Genomic DNA, 25,791 nt, shown 5'->3' with positions numbered 1-25,791 from the left:
ATTCGGCGTGGTTGCGAACGTTCAGGGCCCGATGCCTGTGGAAAGTCCGTTTGACGCATCTCTGGGAAGGAACCCGATGAGCAGCACTCCTGCGGCCACCCGCGCCCACGTCCTGAGATGGCGCGATCCGCGCCTGGTGATCGGCGTCGCCGTCATGGCCGCGTGTGTGCTGCTTGGCGGCTGGCTGCTGTCCTCGGCGGACGACAGCGTCGCGATGGTCGTGGTGCGTCGCAGCCTCCCGGCAGGGGCCGAGGTCAAGGCCGGCGACCTCGACACACGTCGCGTCAGGTTCTCCGACCAGGGACTCGCCGGACGCTACGTCCGGGCCGACCAGCCGCCTCCCGCGGGCGCCACGCTCTCCCGTCCGCTGAGCGCCGGCGAGCTGCTGCCGCGCGCCGCGCTGCAGACCGCATCCGCCGATCCCGGGATCGAGGTGCCGCTGAGCGTCGCGCGTGACGACATCCCCGGCACCGTCCGGGCCGGCTCGGTCGTCGACGTATGGGTGGTGCCCGAGAAGGCCGCCGGCACCGTCGGTGGGGCGCCCGACGCCCGCCTGGTGCTGGAGGACGTCTCGGTGCTGGCGCTGGGTGGCCAAGGTGACGCGCTCGCGCCCCAGTCCACTCGCCAGGTCATCGTCTCCGTCCCCGCCGGCACCGCTGATCGGCTCGGCCGCGCCTTGGGCCGGGCGGCCTCGGGTCGCCTCGTGCTGACCAGGAGGGGCTGAGCCGTGGTGGGCGCCCATGCCGGGCCGCGACCCTGCGTGCTGCTCGCCGCCGGCCGCGCCGAGTGGGAGCCGGAGGTGTTGGGCGGGCTGGCCGCCGCGGGCATGGTGGTGCTGCGCCGGTGTGTCGATCTGGCAGACCTGCTCGCCGCGACGTCGTCGGGTCGAGCCGATGTCGCGGTCGTGGCCGGTGGGCTGCCGGGTCTCGACGCCGACGCTGTACGCCGGCTGCGTCAGGACGACGTCCGCATCCTCGCCGTGGCCACCACGGGAGACTCTGCCCAGCTGGAGCGACTGGCCCGGCTCGGGATCAGCGCCGTCACGGAGCCGGCCCATGTCGCCGACGCCGTCGAGAGCCTGCTGGCGACTGCTGCGCCTGCAGCGGCGCCGGAGCCGACGGCGATGCCGGGCTCGCGCGGTCGGGTGGTCACGGTCTGGGGCGCGACCGGTGCGCCGGGCCGGACCACGGTGGCGGTCGGACTGGCAGCCGAGCACGCGGCTGCGGGAAGGGCGACCGTGCTGGTCGACGCCGATCCGTACGGCGGAGCGGTCGCGCAGCACCTCGGTGTGCTCGACGAGGTGTCCGGGCTGCTCGCGTGCGCCCGACTCGTCAACGAGGGTGCGCTCGTGGTGAGCTCCTTCGCCCACTGCCGTCGTCGGGTGGCGGAGTGTCTGGACGTGGTGACGGGCCTGCCGCGGCCGGACCGGTGGATCGAGGTCCGTCCCGGCGTCGTCGATGAGGTGCTTGCGCTCGCTGCCGAGCAGGCCGACGTCGTGGTCGACTGCGGGTTCAGCGTCGAGACCGATGGGCTGGCGGGCCCCGGTGCGATGGGTCGCAACACCACCACATTGGGGCTCTCCTGACGTACCTGTGGGTGCCTGAGCGCGCCTGAACGAGCCACACGCCGCTTCCTGTCTAGGTTTCTGAGCTGTCTAGGAACAGGAACCAGGTGCACAGGAGAGCGGCGTGCGTGATGTCAGCCTATGGCGGGGCGTGTTCGGGGTCGAGAAGACGGTGATCGAGCGGGTCGAGTTCGACGAGGACGACCAGGTGCTGGTCGCCTACGTGCGGCCGACCAAGCGGCAGCGTGGCCGCTGCGGGCGTTGTCGGCGACGCTGTCCGGGTTATGACGCCGGTGCGGGCAGGAGGCGTTGGCGGGCGCTGGACCTGGGCACGATGGTCGCGATGGTCGAGGCTGACGCGCCGCGGGTGACCTGCCGGGCCCATGGCGTGGTGGTCGCCCACGTGCCCTGGGCCCGCCACGACGCCGGCCACACGCTGAGCTTCGATGATCAGGTGGCATGGCTGGCCACCCAGGCCTCGAAGTCATGCGTGGTCGAGCTGATGCGGATCGCCTGGCGCACCGTGGGTTCGATCATCTCCCGGGTCTGGGCCGACATCGAGACCCAGCACGACCGCTTCGCCGGGCTGCGGCGCATCGGGATCGACGAGATCAGCTACAAGCGCGGGCACAAGTACTTGATGGTCGTCGTCGACCACGACCAGCGGCGACTGGTCTGGGCCGCACCGGGACGCAACAGCGCCACCGTCGCTGAGTTCTTCGATCTCCTCGGCGAAGAACGCTGCAAGCTGATCACCCACGTCTCGGCTGATGGGGCCGACTTCATCGACACCATCGTCGCCGGGCGGTGCCCGAACGCGGTCCGGGTGGCCGATCCGTTCCACATCGTCAAATGGGCGACCGAGGCGCTCGATGAGGTCCGGCGTGAGGCGTGGAACGACGCCCGCAAGCAGGCCAGAACCGAACCCAAGCGGCCGCGTGGACGTCCTCGCGCCGACGCACCGCCGCGACCGGGCAGCGAACGGGCCAAGTCGTTGAAGGGAGCCCGCTACTCGTTGTGGAAGAACCCCGAAGATCTCACCGAGAACCAGCAGACCAAGCTGGCTTGGATCGCGGCCACCGATCCGCGGTTGTATCGCGCCTATCTGCTCAAAGAAGGCCTGCGGCTGGTCTTCCGACTACCCCACGCGGCAGCCGCCGAGGCCCTGGACCGGTGGATCAGCTGGGCGCGACGCTGCCGGATCCCGGCGTTCGTGAAACTGCAGAAGAGCATCGTCAAGCACCGTTCCCGGATCCTCGCCGCGATCGAGCACAACCTGTCCAACGGGCTGATCGAGTCGACCAACACCAAGATCCGGCTGCTGACCAGGATGGCGTTCGGGTTCCACTCCGCCGAGGCATTGATCGCGCTGGCGATGCTCACCCTCGGCGGGCACCGACCCGCCCTCCCGGGCCGCAACTAACCCACAGATCAGTCAGGAGGGCCCACATTGGAGGCGATTGCAGCGGCGGACGAGGTGGTTCTGGTCGGGTCGGCGGAGCCCACCGGCCTGGCGCGGCTCGCCCGGGCACTGGTCGACCTCGGCGAGCTCGCGCCCGGTACGCCGGTCCAGGTCGTGGTCAACCGGATGCGCGCCTCCCTGGGCTGGCGGCGCCAGGACATCGTCGGCATGGTCGAGGGCTACGCTCCGGGCGTCCCCGTGCACTTCCTGCCCGAGGACCGGACCGCGGTGGACCGGGCGATCGTGGCGGGTCGGAGCCTGACCGAGTCCGGCGACTCGGCCCTGCGCACGGCCGTGGCCGACCTGTGCCGGGTGGCTCTGCCGGAAGGTCGGCCCGCTCAGATGCCGAACAGCAGGTAGAGCCCCGTCGCGGTGTAGCAGGTCATCACCACGAGCATCCCGAGCTGACCGGTGACCTGGTGCCGCGCGGGCAACAGCCTCATCGCCCGGTCGTGGGCCGCGACCGCACCGACGACATGTCCCAGCACGACGGCGGCAACCTTCACGGAGGCCAGCAGGGTCGGGTGGAAGTTGAGCCACAGGTTCGGGCTCAGGCCCGCCGTGCCCAGGTAGTCGTCGCCACGCACCAGCGGGTCGCTGAGGAAGGTGAGGGTCTGTTGGCCCTGGGAGACAAAGTAGCTCAGGTAGTGCGCAGTCATGTAGCCCACGATGATCGGCACCACGGCATGGGCGAAGACCCGGGGAAGCGCGCGGTGCGCGATCCGGTCCCCGACCGCCGTGCACCGCGCGGCAATCGTGAAGGTGATCCCGACGACCAGGCAGAAGCCCAGCAGTGCCGCGGTGTTGAGCAGCTCGCTGTTGACCCCGAGCCCCTCGATGAAGTTCACCCAGCGCAGCGTGTCCTTGTAGGAGTCGTACGCCGTCGAGCCGAACAGCACGGCGACCACCGCGACGGTCCCCGGCCGGGGCACCAGTGCGTCGAGGTTCGACAGCGGAGTCCGTACGACGAGCCGGCCCGGCCGTCCGTTCGGTCCGGGCTGCACCGGCAGCCGGCCCCACACCGAGAGGTGCGCCAGCAGGTCGGAGTAGACCTCGAACGGGTCGGCCCGCTCGAGCCAGACGTCGCCGAAGAGAGCCGCGCCGATGAGCATGACGGCGACGTAGACCGCGAGCCAGAGGCGGATCGAGCCGAGCGCCACCTGGTCGGGGTTGGCCAGCTCCTGCCACACGAAGGCGAACAGCCCGATGGCTGCTGGCCACTGGCCGAGCCGCGCCGGGTATGCGTAGAGACCGGCGCCGGGGTCGACCCCCCGGAGTCTCGCCAGTGCCAGGTTGATCGTCCGCACCGGGCTCACGGCGCGCGCGACCCTGCCGAACAGCAGCGAGGCCGGCACGACGCCCACCCACACCAGGACGTAGAACACGCCGAGCGCGGGATTGTTGTTGTTGTCCGGCCCGGAGACCAGCGCCCAGGTGGACCAGCCGAAGAAGAGCAGTCCGAGCACCCGCAGCAGCCACGCGAACGGTCGACCGTCGAGGACCGCCGCGAGCAGGGATGGGAGGGGACGGCCCTGGTGCGCGGCGTCGTACCGCGGCTGTCGCCAGGCCAGCGCCAACACGCAGAAGGAGACCACCAGCGCCGCCGTTCCACCCGCGATGGCGAGGGGGGCGGGGACCGGGAGGTCCTTGGCGCCACCCAGCCCGTGCAGCAGGATCAAGTCACTTGACCTCGAGCTGGACGATCAGCTTGTCCAGGGTGTGGCTCTCCACGTCGACGACGCCCGGCTGCTGGATGACCAGCCGCGCAGCGGAGGTCCCCTGGGGGTAGTCGACGTGCTGCTCAGGGGTGCTGTGCACGTGCAGCTCTCCTGCGTGGGCGGCGTTGATCAGCAGGGTCACCGGCTTGCCCAGGGGCACCTGGACCCGGCTGCCCGAGGGGTGGACGTCGTCGGCGGTGATGGTGATCCGGACCACGGTGCCGCCCGGCTTCGCCGATGCCGGAGTCGGGCGAGCGGTGACCACGGTGCCGTCCTCGTGGACGTGCGTGTCGCCGCTGGAGCCGCAGCCCGCGACGAGCACAGCGACCATGGGGGCGGCGGCGACGGTCAGCAGCGCGCGGGACAACCTCATCGGGACCTCCGGTGGCGGGCGCTCGTCGCCCTGAGACGGCTCGGCCCGGGCGAGCCGGGCTCTGCCAGAATCTCACAACGGACTGAACGTTCATCACTCACGGCCCGATCGACCGATGCGGAGGTCCACGATGACCGAGCGACTGCGAACGCGCGACGTGGCGCTGCTCGCCCAGGAGACCCCGCACACGCCGATGCACAACGTGACTCTCGAGGTGTTCGACCCTCGTGACTCAGGGTTCGACTACGGCGCGCTCGTGGCCCACATCGATGACCGGATCGCCTTCGTGCCCCGCTACCGGCAACGGGTACGGCGGGTCCCGGGCGGGCTCGCGCACCCCGTCTGGGTCGACGACCCTGACTTCGACCTCGCCTACCACGTACGGCGGTCCGCGCTGCCGCGGCCGGGCACGCTGGAGCAGCTGCGCGAGCTGACCGCCCGGATCGCCTCGCGCCGGCTGGATCCGGACCGGCCGCTGTGGGAGGTCTACTTCGTCGAGGGGCTCGAGGACGGGAAGGTCGCTCTGCTGTCGAAGTCGCACGAGATCCTCGTCGACGGGATCTCCACCGTGGACCTCGGGCAGGTACTCCTCGACGTCGATCCCGGTCCCCATCAGGTGGTGCACCAGCAGTGGTCCCCGGAGCCGGAGCCGACCCAGGCCGGATTGGTCCTCGGAGCGCTCCAGGAGACTGCCCGGGACCCGCGGCTCGCGCTGACCAGTGCGCGGCTGGTCGCGGACGGGATGACGCGAGCGGCGGGTGGCATGGCGGGCCGTCTGGGCGAGGTGGCGGGTGCGCTCACCAACCGGCGCAGCGCCCCGGCGTCGCCGTTCAATCTCGAGCCGTCGTCGCAGCGCCGGGTGCTGTGTGTGCGGACGGCGCTGAAGGACCACCGCAAGGTCCGCCGCACCCACGGCGGCACCGTCAACGACGTCATCCTGGCAACGCTCACCGGAGCGATCCGGAACTGGCTGATGACCCGCGCCGACGCCGTCGGCACCGGCCGCAAGATCCGGGCCCTGGTGCCGATGAGCGTCATCGACGAGGAGCTCGAGCCGACGTCGCTGGGCTCGCAGGTGGTGGCCCGACTCGTCGACCTGCCGATCGGGGAGACGTCCCCGGTGGTCCGTCTGCACCAGGTCTCCTACGAGCTCCGTGCGCACCGCGACACCGGCAAGGCGGTGGCCGCGGACCGGATCGCGGGGGTCGCCGGGTTCGCCCCGACGACGTTCCATGCGCTCGGTGCCAGGCTGGCGGCGGCCGACGACCACGGCGCCAACCTGGTGATCACCAATGTGCCGGGCCCGCAGTTCCCGATGTACCTTGCCGGGGCCGAGATGACGGCGTCGTACCCGGTGCCGCCGCTGCACCCCGGGTTCGGGCTCGCCATCGGGGTCACGTCGTACGACGGCGGCGTCTACTACGGCATCACCGCCGACCGCGACGCGCTCCCGGACATCGAGGTGCTCGGCCAGTGCGTCACCGAGGCGCTGGACGAGCTGGTCGACAGCGCCAGCGAGACCCGCCCGCGCGCCCCGCGTGGACGCCGGAAGCCGACCAGGCCGGGGCCGAAGGGATGAGGGTCTACGTCGCCGCCTCCCTCGAGCAGCTCGCAACGTGGGCGGCCGCGGGTGCCGTCCCGGCGGGCGGGGAGCGGTTCGTGGCCGAGCAGGAGGACGAGGAGACCGAGTACGACGCGCTGATGGCCGCGGCCGACGCGAGTCGGGAGCTGGGGGCGCCCCGACGTGTGGTGGTCGTCGCCGAGTGCGCGGACCCGGACGCAGCCGTGCCCTTCGACCGGGTGGTCGCCGTGCATGCGGACCCGGCCGGTCAGGCGACGGTCGACGGCGACCTGGCGTGGTACGCACCCCAGGAGATCCCGGCCCTGTTGGCGTCCTGACCGTCGCCGGGATCGGCCCGGGTGGAACGTCCGGGGATTGTCTGACAACATCGCCAGCATGGACGCCATCACCCTTCCGCCGGCTCCCACCAACGAGCCGAACCTCTCCTACGCGCCGGGCAGCCCCGAACGGGCCGCGGTGGCGGCGGAGCTCAGCCGACTGTCCTCCCGGCAGATCAACCTGACCGCCACGATCGGCGGCCGCCGCCGGATGGGCGGCGGGGCCGAGCTGGCGGTGACCCAGCCTCACGACCACGCCTCGGTGCTCGGCGTGCTCAAGCACGCGACCCGGGCGGATGCGGAGGCCGCCTGCCGCGCGGCGGCGAAGGCGGCGCCGGCCTGGCGGGCGATGTCGTACGACGATCGGGCGGCGATCTTCCTCAAGGCGGCCGACCTGCTCGCCGGTCCGTGGCGTGCCCGACTCAACGCCGCGACGATGCTGGGCCAGTCCAAGACAGTGTGGCAGGCCGAGATCGACGCCGCCTGCGAGCTGATCGACTTCTGGCGGTTCAACGTCGCGTTCGGTCGTCAGGTGCTGGCAGAGCAGCCGATCGCGAACGCACGCGGGGTATGGAACCGCAGCGACCACCGTCCGCTGGAGGGATTCGTCTACGCGATCACGCCGTTCAACTTCACTGCCATCGCCGGCAACCTGCCGACCGCGCCGGCCTTGATGGGCAACACGGTGATCTGGAAGCCGTCGCCGACCCAGCAGCTCGCGGCGCACTTCACCATGCAGCTGCTGGAGGAGGCGGGGCTGCCGCCGGGTGTGATCAACATGCTGCCCGGCGACGGGCTCGCGGTCTCCGAGGTGCTGCTGGCCCATCCGGACCTGGCCGGCATCCACTTCACCGGCTCGACTGCCACCTTCCAGCACCTGTGGCGCGAGGTCGGCGCGAACATCGCCGGCTACCGGTCCTACCCGCGCATCGTGGGGGAGACCGGCGGCAAGGACTTCGTGGTGGCCCATCCCTCGGCGGACGTCGACGTGCTCCGGGTGGCGCTGCTGCGGGGGGCGTTCGAGTACCAGGGGCAGAAGTGCTCGGCCGCGTCCCGGGCCTACGTGCCGCGCTCGGTGTGGAAGAAGCTCAAGGACTCGCTGCTCGCCGAGACGGAGTCGCTGTCGATGGGCAACGTCACCGACTTCTCCCACTTCATGGGCGCTGTCATCGACGAGCGGGCCTTCGACAAGCATCGCCGGGCGATCAACCGGGCGCGTCGCTCCGACAAGCTCAAGGTCCTCGTGGGCGGCCAGACCGACGGCTCGGTGGGCTGGTTCGTGCGGCCGACCATCGTTGAGTCCCGTGACCCAGCGGACGCGATCTTCACCGAGGAGTACTTCGGGCCGATCCTGGGCCTGCACGTCTACGACGACGACCGCTACGAGAAGGTGGTCGGCCAGCTCGAGTCGGTGGCGAGGTACGCCCTGACCGGGGCGGTGATCGCCCAGGACCGCGCGGCGATCGCCTGGACCCAGGAGGCGCTCCGCTTCGCGGCGGGCAACTTCTACGTCAACGACAAGCCCACGGGCGCCGTCGTCGGGCAGCAGCCCTTCGGTGGCGCGCGCGCCTCGGGGACCAACGACAAGGCGGGATCGATGGCCAACCTGATGCGTTGGACCTCACCGCGGTCGATCAAGGAGACCTTCGACCCGCCGACGGACCACCGCTACCCGCACATGGCAACGGAGGGATGACTCGCCTCGTCGTCGGCGTCCCGGCCTGGCATCTGGGCACGCTGCACCCCTACGAGCACGCCCTGGTCTATCTGCTCGCCTTCGGGCCGTTCGTGCTGCTCGCGGTGACGGTCTGGGTCACTCGGCGCCGGTCCGACGACGGTGACCTTGGCCGTTCAGGCCTGGGCCAGCCAGTCGCGGCCGACCTTGTTCTCGGCCTTGAGCGCCCTGAGCAGCAGCCCGCTGATCAGGTCCTCGATCTTGCCGCCGACCAGCGGGATGTTCACCTTGATGTCGACTGAGACCGTCTCCGTGGTGCCGCCGTCGCTCTCGGCGAGGGAGACGGTGCCGGACATGTCACCCGGCTTGCCCGGGATGGCCACGGTGAGGTCGGCGGAGGTGTGAGAGCTCCACTGCTCCTCCTGCACGATGTTGATCTCGGCACCGACGAACTTCTTGGCGAACGACGGCACCTCGTCGGCGGGACGGAACTGGTCGATCCGCACCGCCATGCCGGTGTCGGACGGCGTGATGGTCACCGTCCGCTTCGGGAAGCGCTGGAAGTCGCACACCTTCTCGCGGAAGTCCGGGTTCGCGAGCATGGTGTAGACCTGCTCGGTCGTGGCTCCGTCGTACCGCATGTCGTGGCGCAGTTGCTTCATCGGTTTCCTCTCAGCCAGGCCGTGCCCACAGCCTGCTCCTTGTCGAATCCGTCCGTGGTGAGGTCGACGACGAGCTTCTCGAGCCTGCCACCGACCAGGGGGACGCTCGCCTTGACCTCGAGGTCGTAGGTGAGCAGGGTGCCGCCGTCGGTGACGGTCAGCGCGGCGGTGCCGATGATGTGCGTCGGCTTTCCGGGGGTCTCCACCTCGAAGGTGCTCCGGTGACCATCCCAGGCCTGCCGTTTGATCGACCGTGTGGAGTCGCCGACGAACTTCTTCGCGAACGCGGGGACGCCGGTCACCTCCTGCTGCTGGTCGACGACCACCACCACGGTGCCGCTTGCGCTCTCCTCGACTGTCGACGTGCTGGAGAGGGCGCCCGTCGCGTCGGCCACCTCGTCCCAGAAGGCGGGGTCGGTGACCATGGCGAAGACCTGGTCGACGGGGCTGTCATAGGTCAGCTCCTGGCGCAGTCTCATGGGGCACATCATGGTGGACACCGGGGCGTTCGCCTAGCCATGTCTCCCCATTCGCCGTCTGCCGCCCCGCGGGAGCGGCAGAGCCTGACCCGGTCGAGCCTCGGCTACGTTGGGCCCATGACGGCACCGGTGGATGACGCGCACTTCGGCGAGGAGGGTGCGCGGTTGACCTACGGCAGCTATCTGCGGCTGCCGGAGCTGCTCGACGCCCAGCACCTGGAGTCGGACCCGCCGGCCCACGACGAGCTGCTGTTCATCACCATCCACCAGGTCTACGAGCTGTGGTTCCAGCAACTGCTCCACGAGGCGGTCGCTGTCCGCGACGCCCTCATCTCCACCGAGCCCGCGAGCGATGAGCGCAACGTCGGACCGCGCAGCGGATCAGCCGGTGGGCTCTGGCTGTGCCGACACCTGCTGACCCGGATGCACGTGATCGAGCGGGTCCTGATCCAGCAGATCGACGTCCTGGAGACGATGACGCCTCAGGACTTCCTCGAGTTCCGCCAGCGGCTCGCCCCTGCCAGCGGCTTCCAGTCGGTGCAGTTCCGCGAGCTGGAGTTCCTCTCGGGGGCCAAGGACCCCGCGTTCGTCAAGCGGTTCCGAGGTCTGACGCCCGAGGAGGCGGCCCGTCTCGAGCAGCGGCTCGCCGAGCCGACCCTGTGGGACGGCTTCGTGCATGTGCTGGACGCGGCAGGTCTGGACACGTCCTCGGACGAGGCGATGACCCGGTCGCTGCGCACCGTCGCGCACGACCGCTCGTCGTACGCCGACATCTGGGGACTGGCCGAGGGACTCCTCCAGCACGACGAGCTCGCCGCAGCCTGGCGGGCTCGGCACGTGGTGATGGTGGAGCGGATGATCGGGGCTCGCACCGGCACCGGCGGGTCGACCGGGGCGGCGTACCTGCGCACCCGGCTCGACCTTCGCTACTACCCCTTGTTGTGGGAGCTGCGGTCCGTGCTGTGAGTCGCCCGACCGCACGATGAAACCATCTCGGATCCGAGACTGAAACACTGTGGGGCCTGAGGTGTCCGGCGGCGCCCACCGGTCTAGTGTCGGAGTTGTGGGCAACTCGCTGGACACGGGCAAGTCAGAACTCCTCGGTAGGCTGTGCGACCTGGCGCAGGGGCGCGCCGGCACCGCGCCGAAGGGCGTGAACCTCGCCGACCTGGTGCGCGGCTACTACCGGCACGTCGCCCCGGAGGACCTGCTCGACCGCACCGAGGACGACCTCTTCGGCGTCGTGCTGCACCACCTCCGGACGGCGGCCAGTCGACCCCAGGGCACCGCGTTGGTGCGGGTGTTCACCCCCACCGTTCCCGAGCACGGGTGGACGGCCCAGGGGCACACCGTCGTCGAGGTGGTCACCGACGACATGCCCTTCCTGGTCGACTCGGTGTCGATGGCGCTCGACCAGGGGCAGCACGACGTCCACCTCGTGGTGCACCCCCAGTTCGTCGTACGACGAGACCTCACCGGCGCCCTCCAGGAGGTGCTCGACGACCGGGCGGAGACGTCCGCGCACGATCTCGAGCGGGAGTCCTGGATGCACATCGAGATCGACCGCGTCCCGGCCGAGGAGGTAGACGCGATCCGGCAGGTGCTCGAGAAGGTCCTCACCGATGTCCGCGAGGCGGTCGAGGACTGGCCGAAGATGCGTGCACAGATGGAGCGGATCGTCGGCCAGCTCGAGGAGGACCCGCCGCCCCTGCCCGCCCACGAGGTCGAGCAGGGGACCGCGCTGCTGCGTTGGGTGGCCGACAACCACTTCACCTTCCTGGGCTACCGGGAGTACCGCCTCGAGCGGCGAGGGGGGGACGAAGTGCTCATTGCCGTCCCGGGCACCGGCTTCGGGATCCTGCGTTCCGATCCGGAGGGGCCGGGCGTGCTCCCGCCGCTGGTCGCGGAGAAGGCTCGCGAGAAGACTCTGCTGGTGCTGGCGAAGGCCAACTCGACCGCGACCGTGCATCGGCCGGTCCACCTCGACTACATCAGCGTGAAGACGTTCGACGCCGACGGTGAGGTGGCCGGCGAGCAGCGGTTCCTCGGGCTGTTCTCCTCGGCCGCCTACACCGAGTCGGTCACCCGGATCCCGATGCTGCGCGAGAAGGCGCGCGCGGTCCTCGATGCCTCCGGCTTCGAGCCGATGAGCCATGCGGGCAAGGCCCTGATGGACGTGCTCGAGACCTACCCTCGCGACGAGCTCTTCCAGACCTCCGTCGACGACCTGGTGCCGATCGCCGGCCAGGTGGTGCACACCCGGGAGCGGCGCCAGCTGAAGCTCTTCGTCCGCCGAGACGTCTACGGCCGCTATCTCTCCTGTCTGGTCTACCTGCCTCGGGAGCGCTACAACACCGCCGTCCGGGAGCGGATCGCGGCGATCCTCAAGGACCAGCTGCACGGCGAGTCCATCGAGTACACCGCCCACGTGGGCGAGGCCTTCGCGGCCCGGCTGCACTTCGTCGTACGGCCGCCGAAGGGCGACCAGCTGGCCGACGCCGACATCGCGGACCTCGAGCGTCGATGTGCCGCCGCCGCCCGATCGTGGCGCGACGACCTGGTCAGCGCGGTGCTTGCCGAGCACGGCGAGGAGCAGGGCAGCCGGCTGGCCCGCAAGTACGCCGACTCCTTCCCCGAGGCCTACAAGGAGGACTACCCCGCGGCCGCCGGTGCCGCCGACCTGGCCCGGCTCGAGGCGATCGAGGGCGACGACGGGCTGGCGCTCGCACTGCACGAGCGCCTCGACGGCAAGGACGGCGAGGCCCGACTGAAGATCTTCCGAGTCGGGCCGGCGCTGTCCCTCTCCGACGTGCTGCCGGTGCTGTCCACGATGGGGGTCGAGGTCGTCGACGAGCGGCCCTACCACCTGGAGGGACTGGACCGGGAGTCCTGGATCTATGACTTCGGGCTCCGGTATGGGGGCCCGCTGCCCGAGGACGCCAGGGCGTTGTTCGCCGACACCGTCAAGGCGGTCTGGGACGGCGGCAACGAGAGCGACGGATTCAACGCGCTCGTGCTGGCCGCGGGGCTGACCTGGCGCCAGGCCACCGTGCTCCGCGCCTACGCGAAGTACATGCGCCAGGGCGGCACGCCGTTCGCCCAGGACTACATCGAGGGCGCGCTGCGGCTCAACGTCGACATCACCCGGCTGCTGATCCAGCTGTTCGAGGCCCGCTTCAACCCCGGCCGCAACGGCGACCTCGCCGCCGACGGTGAGGCCAGGGTGGCCAAGTGCGCCGAGATCGAGGAACGGCTGCTGCGTGCCCTCGACGACGTGGCCAGCCTCGACCAGGACCGCATCCTGCGCTCCTACCTGGTCTCGATCAAGGCCACTCTGCGGACGAACTTCTTCCAGCGAGATCGCGACGGGCGCCAGCACGACTACCTCTCGCTGAAGCTGGAGCCTGCCGACATCGGCTACCTCCCCGAGCCTCGGCCCAGGTACGAGATCTTCGTCTACTCGCCCAAGGTCGAGGGCGTCCACCTGCGCTTCGGCGCAGTCGCGCGAGGCGGCCTGCGCTGGTCCGATCGCCGCGACGACTTCCGCACCGAGGTGCTCGGCCTGGTCAAGGCACAGATGGTGAAGAACACCGTGATCGTCCCGGTCGGCTCCAAGGGTGGTTTCTTCCCCAAGCAGCTGCCCGACCCGGCGGTGGATCGTGACGCCTGGCTGGCGGAGGGCATCGCCTGCTACAAGACGTTCATCTGTGGACTGCTCGACCTCACCGACAACCTGGTCGCGGGTCCGGACGGCCGCAGCGTCGTACCTCCGTCGGGTGTGGTGCGCCACGACGGGGACGACACCTACCTGGTGGTGGCCGCGGACAAGGGCACCGCGACCTTCAGCGACATCGCCAACCAGGTCTCCGCCGACTACGGCTACTGGCTCGGCGACGCCTTCGCCTCGGGTGGCTCGGTCGGCTACGACCACAAGGCGATGGGCATCACCGCCCGGGGAGCGTGGGTGTCGGTGCAGCGGCACTTCCGCGAGATGGGCGTGGACTGTCAGAGCGAGGACTTCACCTGTGTCGGCATCGGCGACATGTCCGGCGACGTGTTCGGCAACGGGATGCTCTGCTCGGAGCACACCCGCCTGGTCGCGGCCTTCGACCACCGCGACATCTTCCTGGACCCCGATCCGGACCCGGCGACGTCGTACGCCGAGCGGCGCCGGCTCTTCGAGATGCCCCGCTCGTCGTGGAAGGACTACGACACCTCGCTGATCTCCGAGGGCGGCGGCGTCTTCCCCAGGAGTGCGAAGTCGATCCCGCTGAGCCAGCAGGTCCGGGCGGCCCTGGGCGTCGACCAGGCGAAGCTGACGCCGGCGGAGCTGATGCGTGCCATCCTGCTCGCACCCGTCGACCTGCTGTGGAACGGTGGGATCGGCACCTACGTCAAGGCGACCAGCGAGAGTCACGCAGACGCCGGCGACAAGGCCAACGACGCGATCCGCGTCGACGGCGGTGAGCTGCGCGCGCGCTGTGTGGGGGAGGGCGGCAATCTCGGCTTCACCCAACGGGGTCGCATCGAGTACGCCCAGCAAGGCTGCGGCGGCCACGGCGGGCGGCTGAACACCGACTTCATCGACAACTCCGCCGGCGTGGACACCTCCGACCACGAGGTGAACATCAAGATCCTGCTCGACCGGGTGGTCACCGACGGCGACCTGACCACGAAGCAGCGCAACGATCTGCTCGCCTCGATGACCGACGAGGTGGCCGAGCTGGTCCTGGTCGACAACTACCGGCAGAACCTCGCGCTGGCCAACTCCGAGGCGCAGGCGCCGGCGCTGCTGCATGTGCACGAGGACTGGATGCGCACCCTGGAGAGGTCGGGCGTGCTCAACCGGGACCTGGAGGCACTGCCGAGCCGGCGCGAGGTAGCGGCCCGACTGGAGCGCCGCGAAGGGCTGACGTCACCGGAGCTCTCGGTGTTGCTCGCCTACACGAAGATCGTGCTCGCCGACCGGCTGCTGCAGACCGACATCGCCGACGACCCGTTCCTGCGCAGTGACCTCTACGGATACTTCCCGAGCAAGATGCGCCAGGGGTACCGCACCCAGATGGAGGAGCACCAGCTGCGTCGCGAGATCGTGGTGACGCAGATCGTCAATGACCTGGTCAACGGGGCGGGCATCACCTACTACCACCGCCTCTCCGGGGAGACCGCAGCGTCGGTCGACTCGTTGGCGAAGGCGAACTTCGTGGCGCGGGAGGTCTACGGCGCGAGCCGGCTGTGGACCGAGATCGACGGGTTCGACAACGTCGTGGATGCCGCCGTGCAGACCCGGATGCGCATCGAGGTCCGCACCCTCATCGAGCGGGCCAGCCGCTGGCTGGTGAACAACCGGCGCGCACCGCTGGACAGCGAGGCGCTGGTCGAGCAGTTCGAGGTGACGGTCGAGAAGCTGATGGCCGCGTTGCCGGAGCTGTTGATCGGCCGGGAGCTCGAGGCGTTCAACGCTCGCCGGGACGAACTGGTCGGCAAGGGGGTGCCCGAGGAGTTCGCCCAGAAGGTCGCCGGGTGCCCGCCGGCGTACATGCTGCTGAGCATCGTGGAGACCAGCGCGCGCGACGAGATCGACCCGATGGAGGTGGCCCGCACCCACTTCGCCCTGGGTGAGCGGCTCGGCCTGCCAGGTCTGGTGACCAGGATCCTCGCGTTGCCCCGCGACGACCGGTGGCAGACGATGGCGCGGGCCTCGCTGCGTGACGACCTGCACGCCGTACATGCCCAGCTCACCGCCCAGGAGCTGGCCGGCAGCGGCCCGAGCGAGGAGCTGGTGCAGCGAGCCACCGCGCAGCTCGAGGAGATCTGCGACGACGACGTGACCGACCTCGCCCGGCTGTCGGTCGCGCTCCGGGTGGTGCGCTCACTTCTCGATTGACAACCCCCTAGGGTCGTTGCCCATGGGGGCGATCGAGGTGAGGGGCCTCGCCGTCGCGTACGGCGAGACGCGGGCGGTCGATGGCGTCAGCTTCGAGGTGGCCGAGGGAGAGTTCTTCGGCATCCTCGGGCCCAACGGTGCCGGGAAGACGACCACCCTGGAGCTGGTCGAGGGGCTGCGCCGACCAGACTCCGGGGAGGTCCTGGTGCTCGGTGAGCCGCCGTGGCCGCGCAACCAGGCACTGCTCCCGCGGATCGGCGTACAGCTGCAGACCTCGGCGTACTTCGAGCGGCTCACTGCACGCGAGCAGATCCACACCTTCGCCGCGCTCTACGGCCTGCCGCCTCGCCGCGGCGACGAATGGCTCGAGCGGGTCGGGCTCGGCGAGAAGGCGGACACCCGCACCGAGAACCTCTCCGGAGGGCAGTCGCAGCGGCTTGCGATCGCCTGCGCGCTCGTGCACGACCCCGAGGTGGTCTTCCTCGACGAGCCGACCGCGGCGATCGACCCGCAGGCACGCCGCAACCTCTGGGACCTGCTCTCCGGCCTCAATGAGTCCGGTCGCACGGTGGTGCTCACCACCCACTACATGGACGAGGCAGAGGCGCTGTGCGACCGGGTTGCGATCATGGACCGCGGTCGGATCCTCCAGCTCGACACGCCCGCGGCCCTGGTCCGCGGCCTCGCGGCTCCGGTCAGGATCATGCTGGCCGGCGGTCTGGCGGGCGCGGAGGCAGGCCTGCTGCCCGGCGTGGAGCGAGTCGACGAGGACGGGTCGACCACCACGCTGACCACACACCGACCCGCCGAGGTGCTCTCCGAGCTTGCTGCGAGGGACCTGCTCGACGGCCTCCAGGTGAAGGGAGCGACGCTCGAGGACGTCTTCTTGCAGCTCACCGGACGGGAGTACCGCGCATGAGCTCCAGGATCGGCCCCAGGATTGGTCGGGGGGCGTTCGGTGCGGTCGCGGTGGCGATCCTCAAGGGGTTCCTGCGCGATCGGATGTCGGTCTTCTTCGCGGTGATCTTCCCGCTGATGTTCCTGGTGCTGTTCGGTGGCATCTTCAACGGTGCCGACCAGAGCCCCGGCAAGCTGGTCGAGATCGGCGCCGTACCCCTCGTCGACCATCTTCCGGCAGGTGCTGGGCGGGCCTTCCACCGCTCCTTCGACGTCAGTCGCACCCAGGATCGCGAGGCCGCCCTGGCCAAGGTGCGCAAGGGTGACGCCGACGCGGCGATCGAGATGCGTGGTGACACCCTGGTCGCCCACTACACCCAGACCGACCAGGTGAAGGCGGCCGTCACCCAGGGAACGCTGAGCGCGTTCGTCACCGCCGCGAACCTGCAGGCGTCGGGATCGCTCCCGCAGTACTCCTTCCGAGCCGAGCGCGTCGAGGACAAGTCGCTGAAGGTCATCCAGTTCGTCACCCCGGGGCTGCTCGGCTGGGCTGTCGCGATGAGTGCCTCCTTCGGCGCTGCTGCCACCTTGCAGGGCTGGCGGCAGAGCAAGCTCCTGCGCCGGCTCCAGCTCGCGCCGGTGCGCGCACGGACCATCGTCGCTGCCCGCATCCTGGTGACCGTGGTGGTCGCCCTGGTGCAGATGGCGGTCTTCGTCTGCCTCGGCATGGCGCTGTTCGGCCTGCAGCTGACCGGCTCCTGGTGGGTGGGGGTGCCCCTGCTGGTCAGCGGCACCCTGTCGTTCATGTCGATCGGCCTGCTCGCCGGCGCATTGGCCCGGACCACGGAGGGCGCAATCAACCTGGCGAACTTCATCGTGCTGCCGATGGCGTTCCTCAGCGGCTCCTTCTTCAGCCTCGACGGCACGCCTGCGTGGCTGCAGACGATCTCCCGTCTGTTGCCGCTGCGCCACCTCAACGATGGCATGCTCGACGTGATGGTGCGCGGACAGGGCCCTGCCGCGGCGCTGGTGCCGATGGGCATCCTGCTGGGGTTCGCGGTCGTGCTCACTGCGGTCGCTGCGCGCCTGTTCCGTTGGGAGAGCTGAGAGGAGCCGACGATGAATCTGGCCGACCTGGGGGCCGGGGAGATCGCACGCACTGTCGGGACCGGCGACATCACCGCCGGTCAGGTGGTCGAGGACTGCCTGGCGCGGATCGCCGAGCGCGACCCCGCGCTGAACGCGTTCTCGGTGGTGCTGGCCGACCGGGCCCGGGCCGAGGCGGACCGCCTCGATGACCACCTGCAGGCAGGCGGACAGCCCGGACCGCTGCAGGGCGTTCCCGTCGCGGTCAAGGAGGAGATCGACGTCGTCGGCTGCGTGACCACCTTCGGCGGCCGCGGCAACAGCACGCCGGCACGCGCCGACAGCGAGGTGGTACGCCGGCTGCGCGAAGCCGGCGCCGTGGTGATCGGCAAGACGAGGATGCCCGAGTTCGGCCAGTGGCCGTTCACCGAGTCCGTTGCCGGTGGCCACACCCGCAACCCCTGGGACCGCACGCGGACGCCGGGTGGCTCGAGCGGGGGCACCGCCGTGGCGGTCGCGGCCGGGATGGTGCCGTTCGGCCTCGGCGGTGACGGCGGGGGCTCGATCCGGATCCCCGCAGCCTGTTGCGGGCTGTTCGGACTCAAGCCCGAGCGCGGCCGGGTGACGTCGTCGCCGGTGCCGCACCTGTGGTGGTCGCTGGGCACGATCGGGCCGTTGACCCGCTCCGTGCTCGACTCGGCGCTGGTCTATGACGTGCTGCGCGGCAATGTGGACGGTGACATGTTCCGCGCCGCGGATCCGTCGTCGTCCTTCGTCGAGGCCGCACTCCGCCCGCCCGGCACGTTGCGGGTCGGCTGGTCCACCGCGCCGGTCGGCAAGGGCGTCCGACCGGACCTGCAGTCGGTGCGCGCCGTGCGCGAGACCGCGGACGCCCTGGCCAGGCTCGGCCACGACGTTCGCGAGGTCGACCCGCACTACCCCGACCCGACGGCCGCGTTCGTCCCCCAGTTCTTCGGCGGCGTCCGGTCCGAGGCCGATGCGGTGGAGCACTTCGACCGGCTCGAGCGCCGTACCCGGGAGACCTACCGGCTGGGCAGCTGGGTCACCCAGCGAGTGCTCCGCGCCGCGCTGCGGGCGGGGGAGCGGGTCGCGGAGCGCGCCGACCGGGTCTTCGCAGCACCCGACGGTGTCGACGTGCTGCTGACGCCGACGATCGCCGAGCGGCCCCGCGCCGTAGGGGCCCTGGACACGGGCGGCACGCTCACCCTGTCCCGCCGTGCGATGCCGATGATCGCCTACACCGCGCTGTGGAACGTGACCGGCCACCCCGCTGCATCGGTCCCGGCCGGCATCGGCCCTGACGCGCTGCCCCTCGCCGTCCAGCTCGTCGGGCGTCGCTGCGACGAGACCACGCTGCTGTCCCTGGCGGCCCAGCTGGAGCGGGAACGTCCCTGGAGCATGCCCGCGTGGTGAGGTCTCGACCGGAAATACGGTCGCAGGAGGTTGTCTCGGCCAACTAGAGTGCGGTGAAGAATGCGTGCCGATCCACATCCTCCTGCTGGTGTCCACTCCCTGTGGCGGCTGCGCGGCTACCTCCGTCCGCACCTCGTCGAGCTCGCCGTGATGCTGGTCGCGGCGTTGGGCGGCGTCGTCCTCGCCATCGTGATCCCACTGGTGATCAAGGCGATGATCGACGGTCCGATCGCTCATCACCGGATCGGTCCGGTTCTCCCGCTCGGGCTGCTCGCGATCGGTCTGGGCGTGCTGGAGGCCGCGCTGATCTGGCTGCGTCGCTGGGTGCAGTCCAACGCGGTCCTCGAGGTCGAGACCGCCCTGCGCCACGACATCTACGCCCACCTGCAGCAGTTGCCGATGAGCTTCCACTCGCGCTGGCAGTCGGGGCAGCTGCTCTCGCGCGCCACCACCGACCTCTCCCAGATCCGCCGCTTCAGCGGGTTCGGCATGCTGTTCTTGTTCACCAACATCGTCCAGCTCGTGGTCACCACGGTCGTGCTGGTGCGGATGTACCTCCCCCTGGGACTGGTGGTCGCTGCCGCCGCCGTACCCATCGTGTGGGTCTCGATGCGCTTCGAGAAGGCCTACGTCGTCGTCTCCCGGCAGGTTCAGGACCAGCAGGGGGACCTGGCGACCCGCGCCGAGGAAGGCGCGGTCGGCATTCGGGTGATCAAGTCGTTCGGCCGGGCCGACCACGTCTCGAAGCAGTACGCCGAGGCCGCGCTGCGGCTGCGCGGCACCAGCCTGGAGAAGGTCAGGCTGTCGGCGAAGTTCTGGACCTTCCTCGAGGTGATCCCCAACCTCGCCGTCGTGGTGGTGCTGCTCCTCGGCGCGATCGGCGTCGGCCACGGCAACCTGACCCCCGGCACGCTGGTCGCCTTCATCACCTTGCTGCTGTCGCTGGTGTGGCCGGTGGCCTCGCTCGGCGTGATCCTGGCAATGGCCCAGGAGGCGATGACCGCCTCCGCGCGGGTGCTGGAGATCTTCGACACCGGCTCCGAGATCGTCTCCGGCAGCCGAGTCATCGAGCGGCCGCAGGGCCACCTCCGGTTCGAGCACGTCGACTTCGCGTTCCCCGACGCCGGGCCCGACGAGCCGCCCGTGCTGCGCGACGTCAACCTGGACATCGCTCCGGGGGAGACGGTGGCGCTGGTGGGTGCGACCGGCTCGGGCAAGACCGTGCTCACCGCGCTGGTCCCACGGCTGTACGACGTGACCGGCGGCCGGGTCACCATCGACGGGGTCGACGTGCGCGAGCTCGAGCTCAGCCACCTGCGCACGCTGGTCGCGACCGCCTTCGAGGAGCCGACCCTGTTCTCGATGAGCGCCCGCGAGAACCTCACCCTGGGCCGTGCCGACGCCAGCGACGAGGAGGTGGCCTCGGCGCTCGACACCGCGCAGGCAGCCTTCGTGCACGAGCTGCCCTGGGGGCTGGACACCCGCATCGGCGAGCAGGGACTCTCGCTGTCCGGCGGCCAGCGCCAGCGACTCGCGCTCGCACGCGCCGTGCTGGCCAGGCCGAAGGTGCTCGTCCTCGACGACACCCTCTCGGCGCTCGACGTGCACACCGAGAAGCTGGTCGAGGAGGCACTCGACCGCGTGCTCACCCACACCACGGGCCTGGTGGTCGCCCACCGGGCCTCGACGGTGCTGCTGGCCGATCGGGTCGCCCTGCTCCAGGACGGCACGATCACCCACGTCGGCAAGCACAGCGAGCTGCTGGCTCGCGTGCCGGCGTATCGGGAGCTGCTCTCGGCCGCGCCCACCGAGGTGGCCAGCGCATGAGCACCCGGACGAACACCTCCACGACGAGTTCCTCCGACACCCCACCGCCCGACCGGGTGCGGCAGTGGCGCGGCCGTCTCGACGAGCAGGAGGACCGCGACGAGAGCGCAGAGCAGCTGGGCCGCCCCGGCGGGTCCCGGCGGCTGCTCGGCGAACTGCTCACGCCGTACCGGCGCACCATCTGGTGGCTGGTCCTCGTCGTCGTCCTGGAGAACGCCGCTCGGCTGTCGATCCCCTACCTCGTCAAGGAGGGCATCGACAGCGGGATCCCGCCGATCCGCGACACCGGCAACACCGGACCGCTGTTCATCGTCGTCGGGGTGATGCTGTTCGCCACGGTGGTGCAGGCGCTGTCGCGCAACCTGTTCCTGGTCCGCTCGGGCCAGGTCGGGCAGGACATCTTGTTCACCGTCCGCGAGCGCGTCTTCGCCACGTTCCAGGCGCTTAGCCCCGCCTTCCACGAGCGCTACACCTCGGGCCGGGTCATCTCGCGGCAGACCTCCGACATGGAGGCGATCTACGAGATGCTCGAGAACGGCTTCGACGGGCTCGTCACCGCGGCGCTGACGCTGTTCGGGACAGCGGTGCTGCTGTTGGTCCTCAACGTACGGCTGGGACTGGTGGCGCTTGCCTGCGGGCCGTTCCTGGCGTGGCTGACCAACTGGTTCCGGAAGAGCTCCGCGCGCACCTACCGGCGCACCCGCGAGAAGGTGGCCCTGGTCATCGTGCACTTCGTGGAGTCGATGGGCGGGATCCGTGCGGTCCAGGCCTTTCGACGCGAGCCGCGCAACCAGGAGATCTTCGACGACGTCAACGACCAGTACCGCCAGGCCAACCTGGCCGCCTTCCGTCTCGTCGCGTGGTTCATGCCCGGCATCAAGCTGATCGGCAACCTCACCATCGGCGTGGTGCTGCTCTACGGCGGCTATCTCGCCTACGACGGCGTCGTGACCGTCGGTGTGCTGGCTGCGTTCCTGCTCTACCTGCGGCAGTTCTTCGAGCCGATGATGGACATCTCGCAGTTCTACAACACCTTCCAGTCCGCGTCGGCCGCGCTGGAGAAGCTCGCCGGCGTCCTCGAGGAGGAGCCCGGCGTGCCCGAGCCGGTGACGGCCCGGCCGCTGCCCGAGGCACGCGGCGAGCTGCGCTTCGACCACGTCGCATTCCGGTACGTCGAGGACGCGCCGGTGCTCCCGGACCTCGACCTGACCATCCCGGCCGGCCAGACGCTGGCCCTGGTCGGCACCACGGGCGCTGGGAAGACGACCCTCGCCAAGCTGGCCACCCGGTTCTACGACCCGGTGGAGGGCTCGGTCCTGCTCGACGGGATCGACCTGCGCGACCTGGACTCCACGTCGCTTCGGCGCTCGGTGGTGATGGTGACCCAGGAGAACTACCTCTTCTCCGGGACCATCGCCGACAACATCCGGTTCGGCCGCCCCGAGGCGACCGACGAGCAGGTGGAGGCAGCCGCCCGGGCGCTCGGTGCGGATGACTTCGTCCAGGCACTCCCGCGCGGCTATGCCACCGACGTCGCCAACCGTGGCGGCAGGCTGAGCGCCGGGCAGCGTCAGCTGGTGGCCTTCGCCCGTGCCTTCCTCGCGGACCCGGCGGTGCTGATCCTCGACGAGGCGACGTCCTCGCTCGACATCCCCTCCGAGCGGCTGGTCCAACATGCGCTGCGCACCGTCCTCGCCGGACGCACCGCGGTGATCATCGCGCACCGGCTCTCCACCGTCGAGATCGCCGACCGGGTCCTGGTGATGGAGCACGGCCGGATCGTCGAGGACGGCAGCCCCGACGCACTCGTCCGTGGTGGCACCGGCCGATTCTCCGACCTGCACCGCGCCTGGCTGGACTCCCTGGCCTGACCGCGGCCTCGGGAAGACCCGACTAGGGTGGGGTCTCGTGGCCCGCCCGTTGCAGAGTCCGCTGCTGATCAGTCCACGTGCGGTGGTACGCCGACACCTCGTCGCGCCGGTCGCGCGGCTGGCCGGCCACCCCTTGCCCAGCCCGCTGTCGGGGCGGACCGTGATGGTCACCGGCGCCTCGTCGGGCGTCGGCGAGGCGACCGCGAAGCTGGTGGCCGAGCGAGGCGCGACCGTGCTGCTGGTGGCGCGGCGTCAGGAGCACCTGGATCGGGTGGTCCAGGAGATCCAGGAGGCCGGCGGAACCGCGTTCGGCCTGTCGTGCGACCTCACCGACGGCCCGGCCGTGGACGCCCTGGTCGCACGGGTCCTCGACGAGCACGGTCACGTCGACATGCTGGTGAACAACGCGGGTCGGTCGATCCGCCGGTCGCTGAAGTACTCGTACGGGCGGATGCACGACTTCGAGCGCACGATGGCGATCAACTACTTCGGGCCGGTCCGGCTCACCCTCGGGCTGCTTCCGACGATGCGCGAGCAGCGCTTCGGTCACGTCGTCAACATCGTCACCTGGGGCGTGCAGCTGAAGGCCCCCAAGTTCGCGGCCTACATCGCCTCGAAGACAGCACTGGACACCTTCGGCAGGATCGCCGGCCGCGAGGCCTGGCACGACAACGTCACCTTCACCAACGTACGGCTCTCCCTGGTGCGCACCGACATGATCGTGGCCACCGAGGCCTACCGGCACGCCCCGGCGAAGACACCCGAGCAGGCCGCAGCCCTCGTCGTACGGGCGCTGGAGGACCGTCCGCTCACCCTGGGCTCCACGGTCAGCAACGTGGGCGAGGTGCTCGGGCTGCTCGCCCCGCGGTTGATGGACGCACTGATGGCGGCGACCGATCGCCGCGTCCCGGACTCTCGAGCAGCTCGGGGCGCGGTCGCAGGTCGGGACTCGTCCGGCTCCGGCGCCTGACTGGCCCCGTTCAGCCCTGGTGGCGTGCCTTGTCGCTCTTGTGCGGCTTCGGGTTCGGGACGCCGAGCGGCTTGGCGAAGACGATCACGTTGCTGGTGTACTCCACGCCGGTCCAGCCGGTGCAGGTGATCAGCACCAGGCGGTTGTGCTTCCGCTTCTGCGAGAAGAGGTCCTGGGCGTGCCTGGACAGCTGCTCCTTGGAGTAGACCACCACGCTCGTCTCGCGGTACCACATCGTGTCCAGGGGGGTCACGATCTTGATGATGCCGCCCTGCTTGATCGAGCCGAGGTGGTCCATCTGACCGCCGCCGGTGTGCACCGTGTGTCCGGTGATCACCGTCTGACCGGTGAACGAGCCCGGCTTGGCGCTGCCCCTCCACCAGCCGACCTCGCGAGGGTTCGACGGCGGGTCCAAGGTGTCCCCGGTGACCTCGATCGGCACGATCGGGGCGTCGATATGCAGGGAGGGGACCAGTAGCCGCACCGGGGCCGCGGGTCGCGCCAGGTCGTGGTAGCCGGGTGCGGCGATGCCCGGCTCGGCGGGGAACACGAGGCCGCCGACTGTGGCCCCCAGGAGGAGCCACAGTGCGACGGCCGTCAGTGTCCGCCCAGTCTTCTCGAGCCTGTCGAGGACCGACCTGAGCGGGGTTTGCGTCAAGCCTGGATCACCCTCGCGGCATCCAGAACCGGCGGTACGCCGCCGTGCCACCCACACCCGCGAGCGCCAGCAGTGCTGCGAAGGCAGCGATCAGGGCGTCGTGGTTGCTCGGCTGGTTGTAGGAGGCCAGACCGGAGTCCACGTGGTGCGGGACCGGGCCGTGGTGCGGACCGGGGTTGGGGCCCGGGTTCGGCGTGGGCGTCGGGCTCGGGGTCGGGGCAGAGACCCGGCCGTTCGGGCCACAGGTGACGTGGCCGATCTTGGCGCCCACCAGGGAGGCCCCGGTGAACTTCTTCGCGGCCGGCAGCACCTGCAGGTCGAAGGCGGTCACGGCGATGGACCGGCCGCCGTCACCCTTGGACTGCTCGTTGAGGGTCAGCGACAGCAGGTTCTCGTTGATCGCGTCAAGCGCCGGCTTCAGCGCCGTGACGATCTGGGGCAGGACCTGCTGGAGCACCGGCGCCAGCAGCTTCTGCAGTGCTGCGCCAAGGGGCTTGAGCGCGCCGTTGAGGGCGTTCTGAAGCTCAGTGTCGACGGTGCCGTTCGGGCCGAGCAGCAGGTCGACCAGCGCGGTCGGGTTCGGCACGACCGAGTAGTTGACCGGCGGGTTGGCCGGCAGGTCGAGCAGCGTCACTTTGCCTGCGCCGGGCAGGGTCAGCGAGATCGGCGTGTTGGCCGAGCCGCCCGAGGTGTCGACGATGTTGGCGGTGCCGGTTGCGCTGGTCGGGTTCGCGGTGCAGATGCCCTCGATGGCGCTCAGCGAGCCGCCCAGGGAGATGTCACCGAGCGGGGTGCCCTCGAGCGCGGAGGTGACCTGCTTGACGATCTGGTCCACGGTCGTGCCCACGGGCAGCGTGATCGGCTTGAGTGCGTCACCGAGCGGACCGCTGATCGCGCCCGGGCCGAGGACGTCCTTGACGTCAAGATTGAGCGAGCCGAGGTTGAGGGTCAGCGGCTGACCGTTGATCTTGCAGCTGCTGTTGCCGACCTTGACGATGCCGCCGCCGGTGCCGGCGATGCCGGCGCATGCGTAGGACAGTCCGTCGCCGTTGTCGGCGATCGTCGCGCCAGCGAGCTGCGGGGCGACGCCCACGCCGAGCGCGTTGTTGCCCTGCAGCGCGGTGGCCAGGGTGGGGACCGTGCTGTTGTCAACGGTCTTCTGCCCCGTGCCGTCGTTGATGGCCGTGGTGATCTGGCTGACCAGGTGCTGGCCGGCCAGGTCGACCTGGAGCGACTGGGCAGTCGCCTGGGAGACGGGCGTCGCTGCCGCTGCTGGCCCTGCGGCCAGGACGGCGAGCGAGGCGACCCCCACAAATGCGCCCACCATCT

The 25,791-nt window shown here is 70.3% G+C and carries 21 protein-coding genes; 15 read left to right on the top strand and 6 right to left on the bottom strand.

Annotated elements, in window-relative coordinates; translation table 11 throughout:
- Positions 1-76: 76 nt before the first annotated feature.
- The 4 genes from Q9R13_RS07180 to Q9R13_RS07165 all read left to right on the top strand — a co-directional run bounded on the left by Q9R13_RS07180 (position 77) and on the right by Q9R13_RS07165 (position 3,386).
- Positions 77-724: a CpaB family protein gene (locus Q9R13_RS07180; protein WP_310964383.1), complete on the top strand. Its 648-nt coding sequence runs from the start codon at positions 77-79 to the stop codon at positions 722-724.
- 3 nt (positions 725-727) lie between these two features.
- Positions 728-1,585, top strand: coding sequence for a hypothetical protein (locus Q9R13_RS07175; RefSeq protein WP_310964381.1), 858 nt, complete (start codon positions 728-730; stop codon positions 1,583-1,585).
- Positions 1,586-1,688: 103 nt separating this feature from the next.
- Complete coding sequence (locus Q9R13_RS07170) at positions 1,689-2,987, top strand: ISL3 family transposase (RefSeq protein WP_310961331.1); 1,299 nt, start codon at positions 1,689-1,691, stop codon at positions 2,985-2,987.
- Between the two features lie 27 nt (positions 2,988-3,014).
- Positions 3,015-3,386: a hypothetical protein gene (locus Q9R13_RS07165; protein ID WP_310964380.1), complete on the top strand. Its 372-nt coding sequence runs from the start codon at positions 3,015-3,017 to the stop codon at positions 3,384-3,386.
- Here the strand turns inward: Q9R13_RS07165 and Q9R13_RS07160 are convergent.
- Positions 3,365-4,705, bottom strand: a complete 1,341-nt coding sequence (locus Q9R13_RS07160) for a hypothetical protein (protein WP_310964379.1) — start codon at positions 4,703-4,705, stop codon at positions 3,365-3,367. The two genes, Q9R13_RS07165 and Q9R13_RS07160, sit on opposite strands and share 22 nt — an antisense overlap.
- A gap of 1 nt (position 4,706) precedes the next feature.
- Positions 4,707-5,117 (bottom strand): hypothetical protein, encoded by a 411-nt coding sequence (locus tag Q9R13_RS07155; RefSeq protein WP_310964378.1) that lies wholly within the window; start codon positions 5,115-5,117, stop codon positions 4,707-4,709.
- Positions 5,118-5,247: 130 nt separating this feature from the next.
- On the opposite strand from Q9R13_RS07155, the gene Q9R13_RS07150 reads away from it, so the two are divergent.
- The 3 genes from Q9R13_RS07150 to pruA are packed head-to-tail and all read left to right on the top strand — an operon-like array spanning position 5,248 to position 8,712.
- Positions 5,248-6,696, top strand: coding sequence for a WS/DGAT/MGAT family O-acyltransferase (locus Q9R13_RS07150; protein ID WP_310964377.1), 1,449 nt, complete (start codon positions 5,248-5,250; stop codon positions 6,694-6,696).
- Positions 6,693-7,016: a DUF6912 family protein gene (locus tag Q9R13_RS07145; protein WP_310964376.1), complete on the top strand. Its 324-nt coding sequence runs from the start codon at positions 6,693-6,695 to the stop codon at positions 7,014-7,016. Before Q9R13_RS07150 ends, Q9R13_RS07145 begins: the two co-directional genes overlap by 4 nt.
- A 58-nt stretch (positions 7,017-7,074) precedes the next feature.
- Positions 7,075-8,712 carry an L-glutamate gamma-semialdehyde dehydrogenase gene (gene pruA / locus Q9R13_RS07140; protein ID WP_310964375.1) on the top strand — a complete coding sequence of 546 codons (1,638 nt, stop codon included), beginning with the start codon at positions 7,075-7,077 and terminating at the stop codon, positions 8,710-8,712.
- 155 nt (positions 8,713-8,867) lie between these two features.
- Here the strand turns inward: pruA and Q9R13_RS07135 are convergent, their stop codons facing one another.
- The gene (locus tag Q9R13_RS07135; protein ID WP_310964374.1) at positions 8,868-9,353 is read right to left on the bottom strand and encodes a DUF2505 domain-containing protein; all 486 of its coding nucleotides are present in this window, start codon (positions 9,351-9,353) and stop codon (positions 8,868-8,870) included.
- On the bottom strand, positions 9,350-9,832 hold the full coding sequence (locus tag Q9R13_RS07130; RefSeq protein WP_310964373.1) for a DUF2505 domain-containing protein: 483 nt from the start codon (positions 9,830-9,832) through the stop codon (positions 9,350-9,352). The genes Q9R13_RS07135 and Q9R13_RS07130 overlap by 4 nt, the downstream gene beginning before the upstream one ends.
- A 117-nt stretch (positions 9,833-9,949) precedes the next feature.
- On the opposite strand from Q9R13_RS07130, the gene Q9R13_RS07125 reads away from it, so the two are divergent.
- The 8 genes from Q9R13_RS07125 (at position 9,950) to Q9R13_RS07090 (ending at position 23,804) form a co-directional block, all read left to right on the top strand.
- Positions 9,950-10,798, top strand: a complete 849-nt coding sequence (locus Q9R13_RS07125) for a tryptophan 2,3-dioxygenase (protein ID WP_310964371.1) — start codon at positions 9,950-9,952, stop codon at positions 10,796-10,798.
- A gap of 97 nt (positions 10,799-10,895) precedes the next feature.
- On the top strand, positions 10,896-15,719 hold the full coding sequence (locus Q9R13_RS07120; protein ID WP_310964370.1) for an NAD-glutamate dehydrogenase: 4,824 nt from the start codon (positions 10,896-10,898) through the stop codon (positions 15,717-15,719).
- Between the two features lie 22 nt (positions 15,720-15,741).
- Positions 15,742-16,638: an ABC transporter ATP-binding protein gene (locus tag Q9R13_RS07115; RefSeq protein WP_310964369.1), complete on the top strand. Its 897-nt coding sequence runs from the start codon at positions 15,742-15,744 to the stop codon at positions 16,636-16,638.
- Complete coding sequence (locus tag Q9R13_RS07110; RefSeq protein WP_310964368.1) at positions 16,635-17,723, top strand: ABC transporter permease; 1,089 nt, start codon at positions 16,635-16,637, stop codon at positions 17,721-17,723. The genes Q9R13_RS07115 and Q9R13_RS07110 overlap by 4 nt, the downstream gene beginning before the upstream one ends.
- 12 nt (positions 17,724-17,735) lie before the next feature.
- On the top strand, positions 17,736-19,136 hold the full coding sequence (locus tag Q9R13_RS07105; protein WP_310964367.1) for an amidase: 1,401 nt from the start codon (positions 17,736-17,738) through the stop codon (positions 19,134-19,136).
- A gap of 60 nt (positions 19,137-19,196) precedes the next feature.
- Positions 19,197-20,963 (top strand): ABC transporter ATP-binding protein, encoded by a 1,767-nt coding sequence (locus Q9R13_RS07100; RefSeq protein WP_310964366.1) that lies wholly within the window; start codon positions 19,197-19,199, stop codon positions 20,961-20,963.
- Positions 20,960-22,834 (top strand): ABC transporter ATP-binding protein, encoded by a 1,875-nt coding sequence (locus tag Q9R13_RS07095; protein WP_310964365.1) that lies wholly within the window; start codon positions 20,960-20,962, stop codon positions 22,832-22,834. Before Q9R13_RS07100 ends, Q9R13_RS07095 begins: the two co-directional genes overlap by 4 nt.
- Positions 22,835-22,871: 37 nt before the next feature.
- On the top strand, positions 22,872-23,804 hold the full coding sequence (locus tag Q9R13_RS07090) for an SDR family NAD(P)-dependent oxidoreductase (protein WP_310964364.1): 933 nt from the start codon (positions 22,872-22,874) through the stop codon (positions 23,802-23,804).
- 10 nt (positions 23,805-23,814) lie between these two features.
- On the opposite strand, the gene Q9R13_RS07085 is transcribed toward Q9R13_RS07090, so the two are convergent.
- Both Q9R13_RS07085 and Q9R13_RS07080 read right to left on the bottom strand, forming a co-directional pair.
- Positions 23,815-24,462, bottom strand: a complete 648-nt coding sequence (locus tag Q9R13_RS07085; RefSeq protein ID WP_310964363.1) for a class F sortase — start codon at positions 24,460-24,462, stop codon at positions 23,815-23,817.
- 7 nt (positions 24,463-24,469) lie between these two features.
- On the bottom strand, positions 24,470-25,789 hold the full coding sequence (locus Q9R13_RS07080) for a hypothetical protein (RefSeq protein WP_310964362.1): 1,320 nt from the start codon (positions 25,787-25,789) through the stop codon (positions 24,470-24,472).
- Positions 25,790-25,791: the final 2 nt, after the last annotated feature.

This window comes from Nocardioides marmorisolisilvae (assembly GCF_031656915.1).
GTDB classification, from domain to species: Bacteria; Actinomycetota; Actinomycetes; order Propionibacteriales; family Nocardioidaceae; genus Marmoricola; species Marmoricola terrisoli.
Note: the sequence above shows the minus strand (reverse complement) of the source record. Positions and strands in the feature narration are given on the sequence as shown.

What these genes read in the sequence shown, in the direction of transcription:
- Q9R13_RS07180 (WP_310964383.1), top strand. Translation starts at nt 77, where the DNA reads ATGAGCAGCACTCCTGCGGCCACCCGCGCCCACGTCCTGAGATGGCGC.
- Q9R13_RS07155 (WP_310964378.1), bottom strand. Translation starts at nt 5,117, where the DNA reads ATGAGGTTGTCCCGCGCGCTGCTGACCGTCGCCGCCGCCCCCATGGTC.
- Q9R13_RS07150 (WP_310964377.1), top strand. Translation starts at nt 5,248, where the DNA reads ATGACCGAGCGACTGCGAACGCGCGACGTGGCGCTGCTCGCCCAGGAG.
- Q9R13_RS07145 (WP_310964376.1), top strand. Translation starts at nt 6,693, where the DNA reads ATGAGGGTCTACGTCGCCGCCTCCCTCGAGCAGCTCGCAACGTGGGCG.
- pruA (WP_310964375.1), top strand. Translation starts at nt 7,075, where the DNA reads ATGGACGCCATCACCCTTCCGCCGGCTCCCACCAACGAGCCGAACCTC.
- Q9R13_RS07135 (WP_310964374.1), bottom strand. Translation starts at nt 9,353, where the DNA reads ATGAAGCAACTGCGCCACGACATGCGGTACGACGGAGCCACGACCGAG.
- Q9R13_RS07130 (WP_310964373.1), bottom strand. Translation starts at nt 9,832, where the DNA reads ATGAGACTGCGCCAGGAGCTGACCTATGACAGCCCCGTCGACCAGGTC.
- Q9R13_RS07125 (WP_310964371.1), top strand. Translation starts at nt 9,950, where the DNA reads ATGACGGCACCGGTGGATGACGCGCACTTCGGCGAGGAGGGTGCGCGG.
- Q9R13_RS07115 (WP_310964369.1), top strand. Translation starts at nt 15,742, where the DNA reads ATGGGGGCGATCGAGGTGAGGGGCCTCGCCGTCGCGTACGGCGAGACG.
- Q9R13_RS07110 (WP_310964368.1), top strand. Translation starts at nt 16,635, where the DNA reads ATGAGCTCCAGGATCGGCCCCAGGATTGGTCGGGGGGCGTTCGGTGCG.
- Q9R13_RS07105 (WP_310964367.1), top strand. Translation starts at nt 17,736, where the DNA reads ATGAATCTGGCCGACCTGGGGGCCGGGGAGATCGCACGCACTGTCGGG.
- Q9R13_RS07100 (WP_310964366.1), top strand. Translation starts at nt 19,197, where the DNA reads ATGCGTGCCGATCCACATCCTCCTGCTGGTGTCCACTCCCTGTGGCGG.
- Q9R13_RS07095 (WP_310964365.1), top strand. Translation starts at nt 20,960, where the DNA reads ATGAGCACCCGGACGAACACCTCCACGACGAGTTCCTCCGACACCCCA.
- Q9R13_RS07080 (WP_310964362.1), bottom strand. Translation starts at nt 25,789, where the DNA reads ATGGTGGGCGCATTTGTGGGGGTCGCCTCGCTCGCCGTCCTGGCCGCA.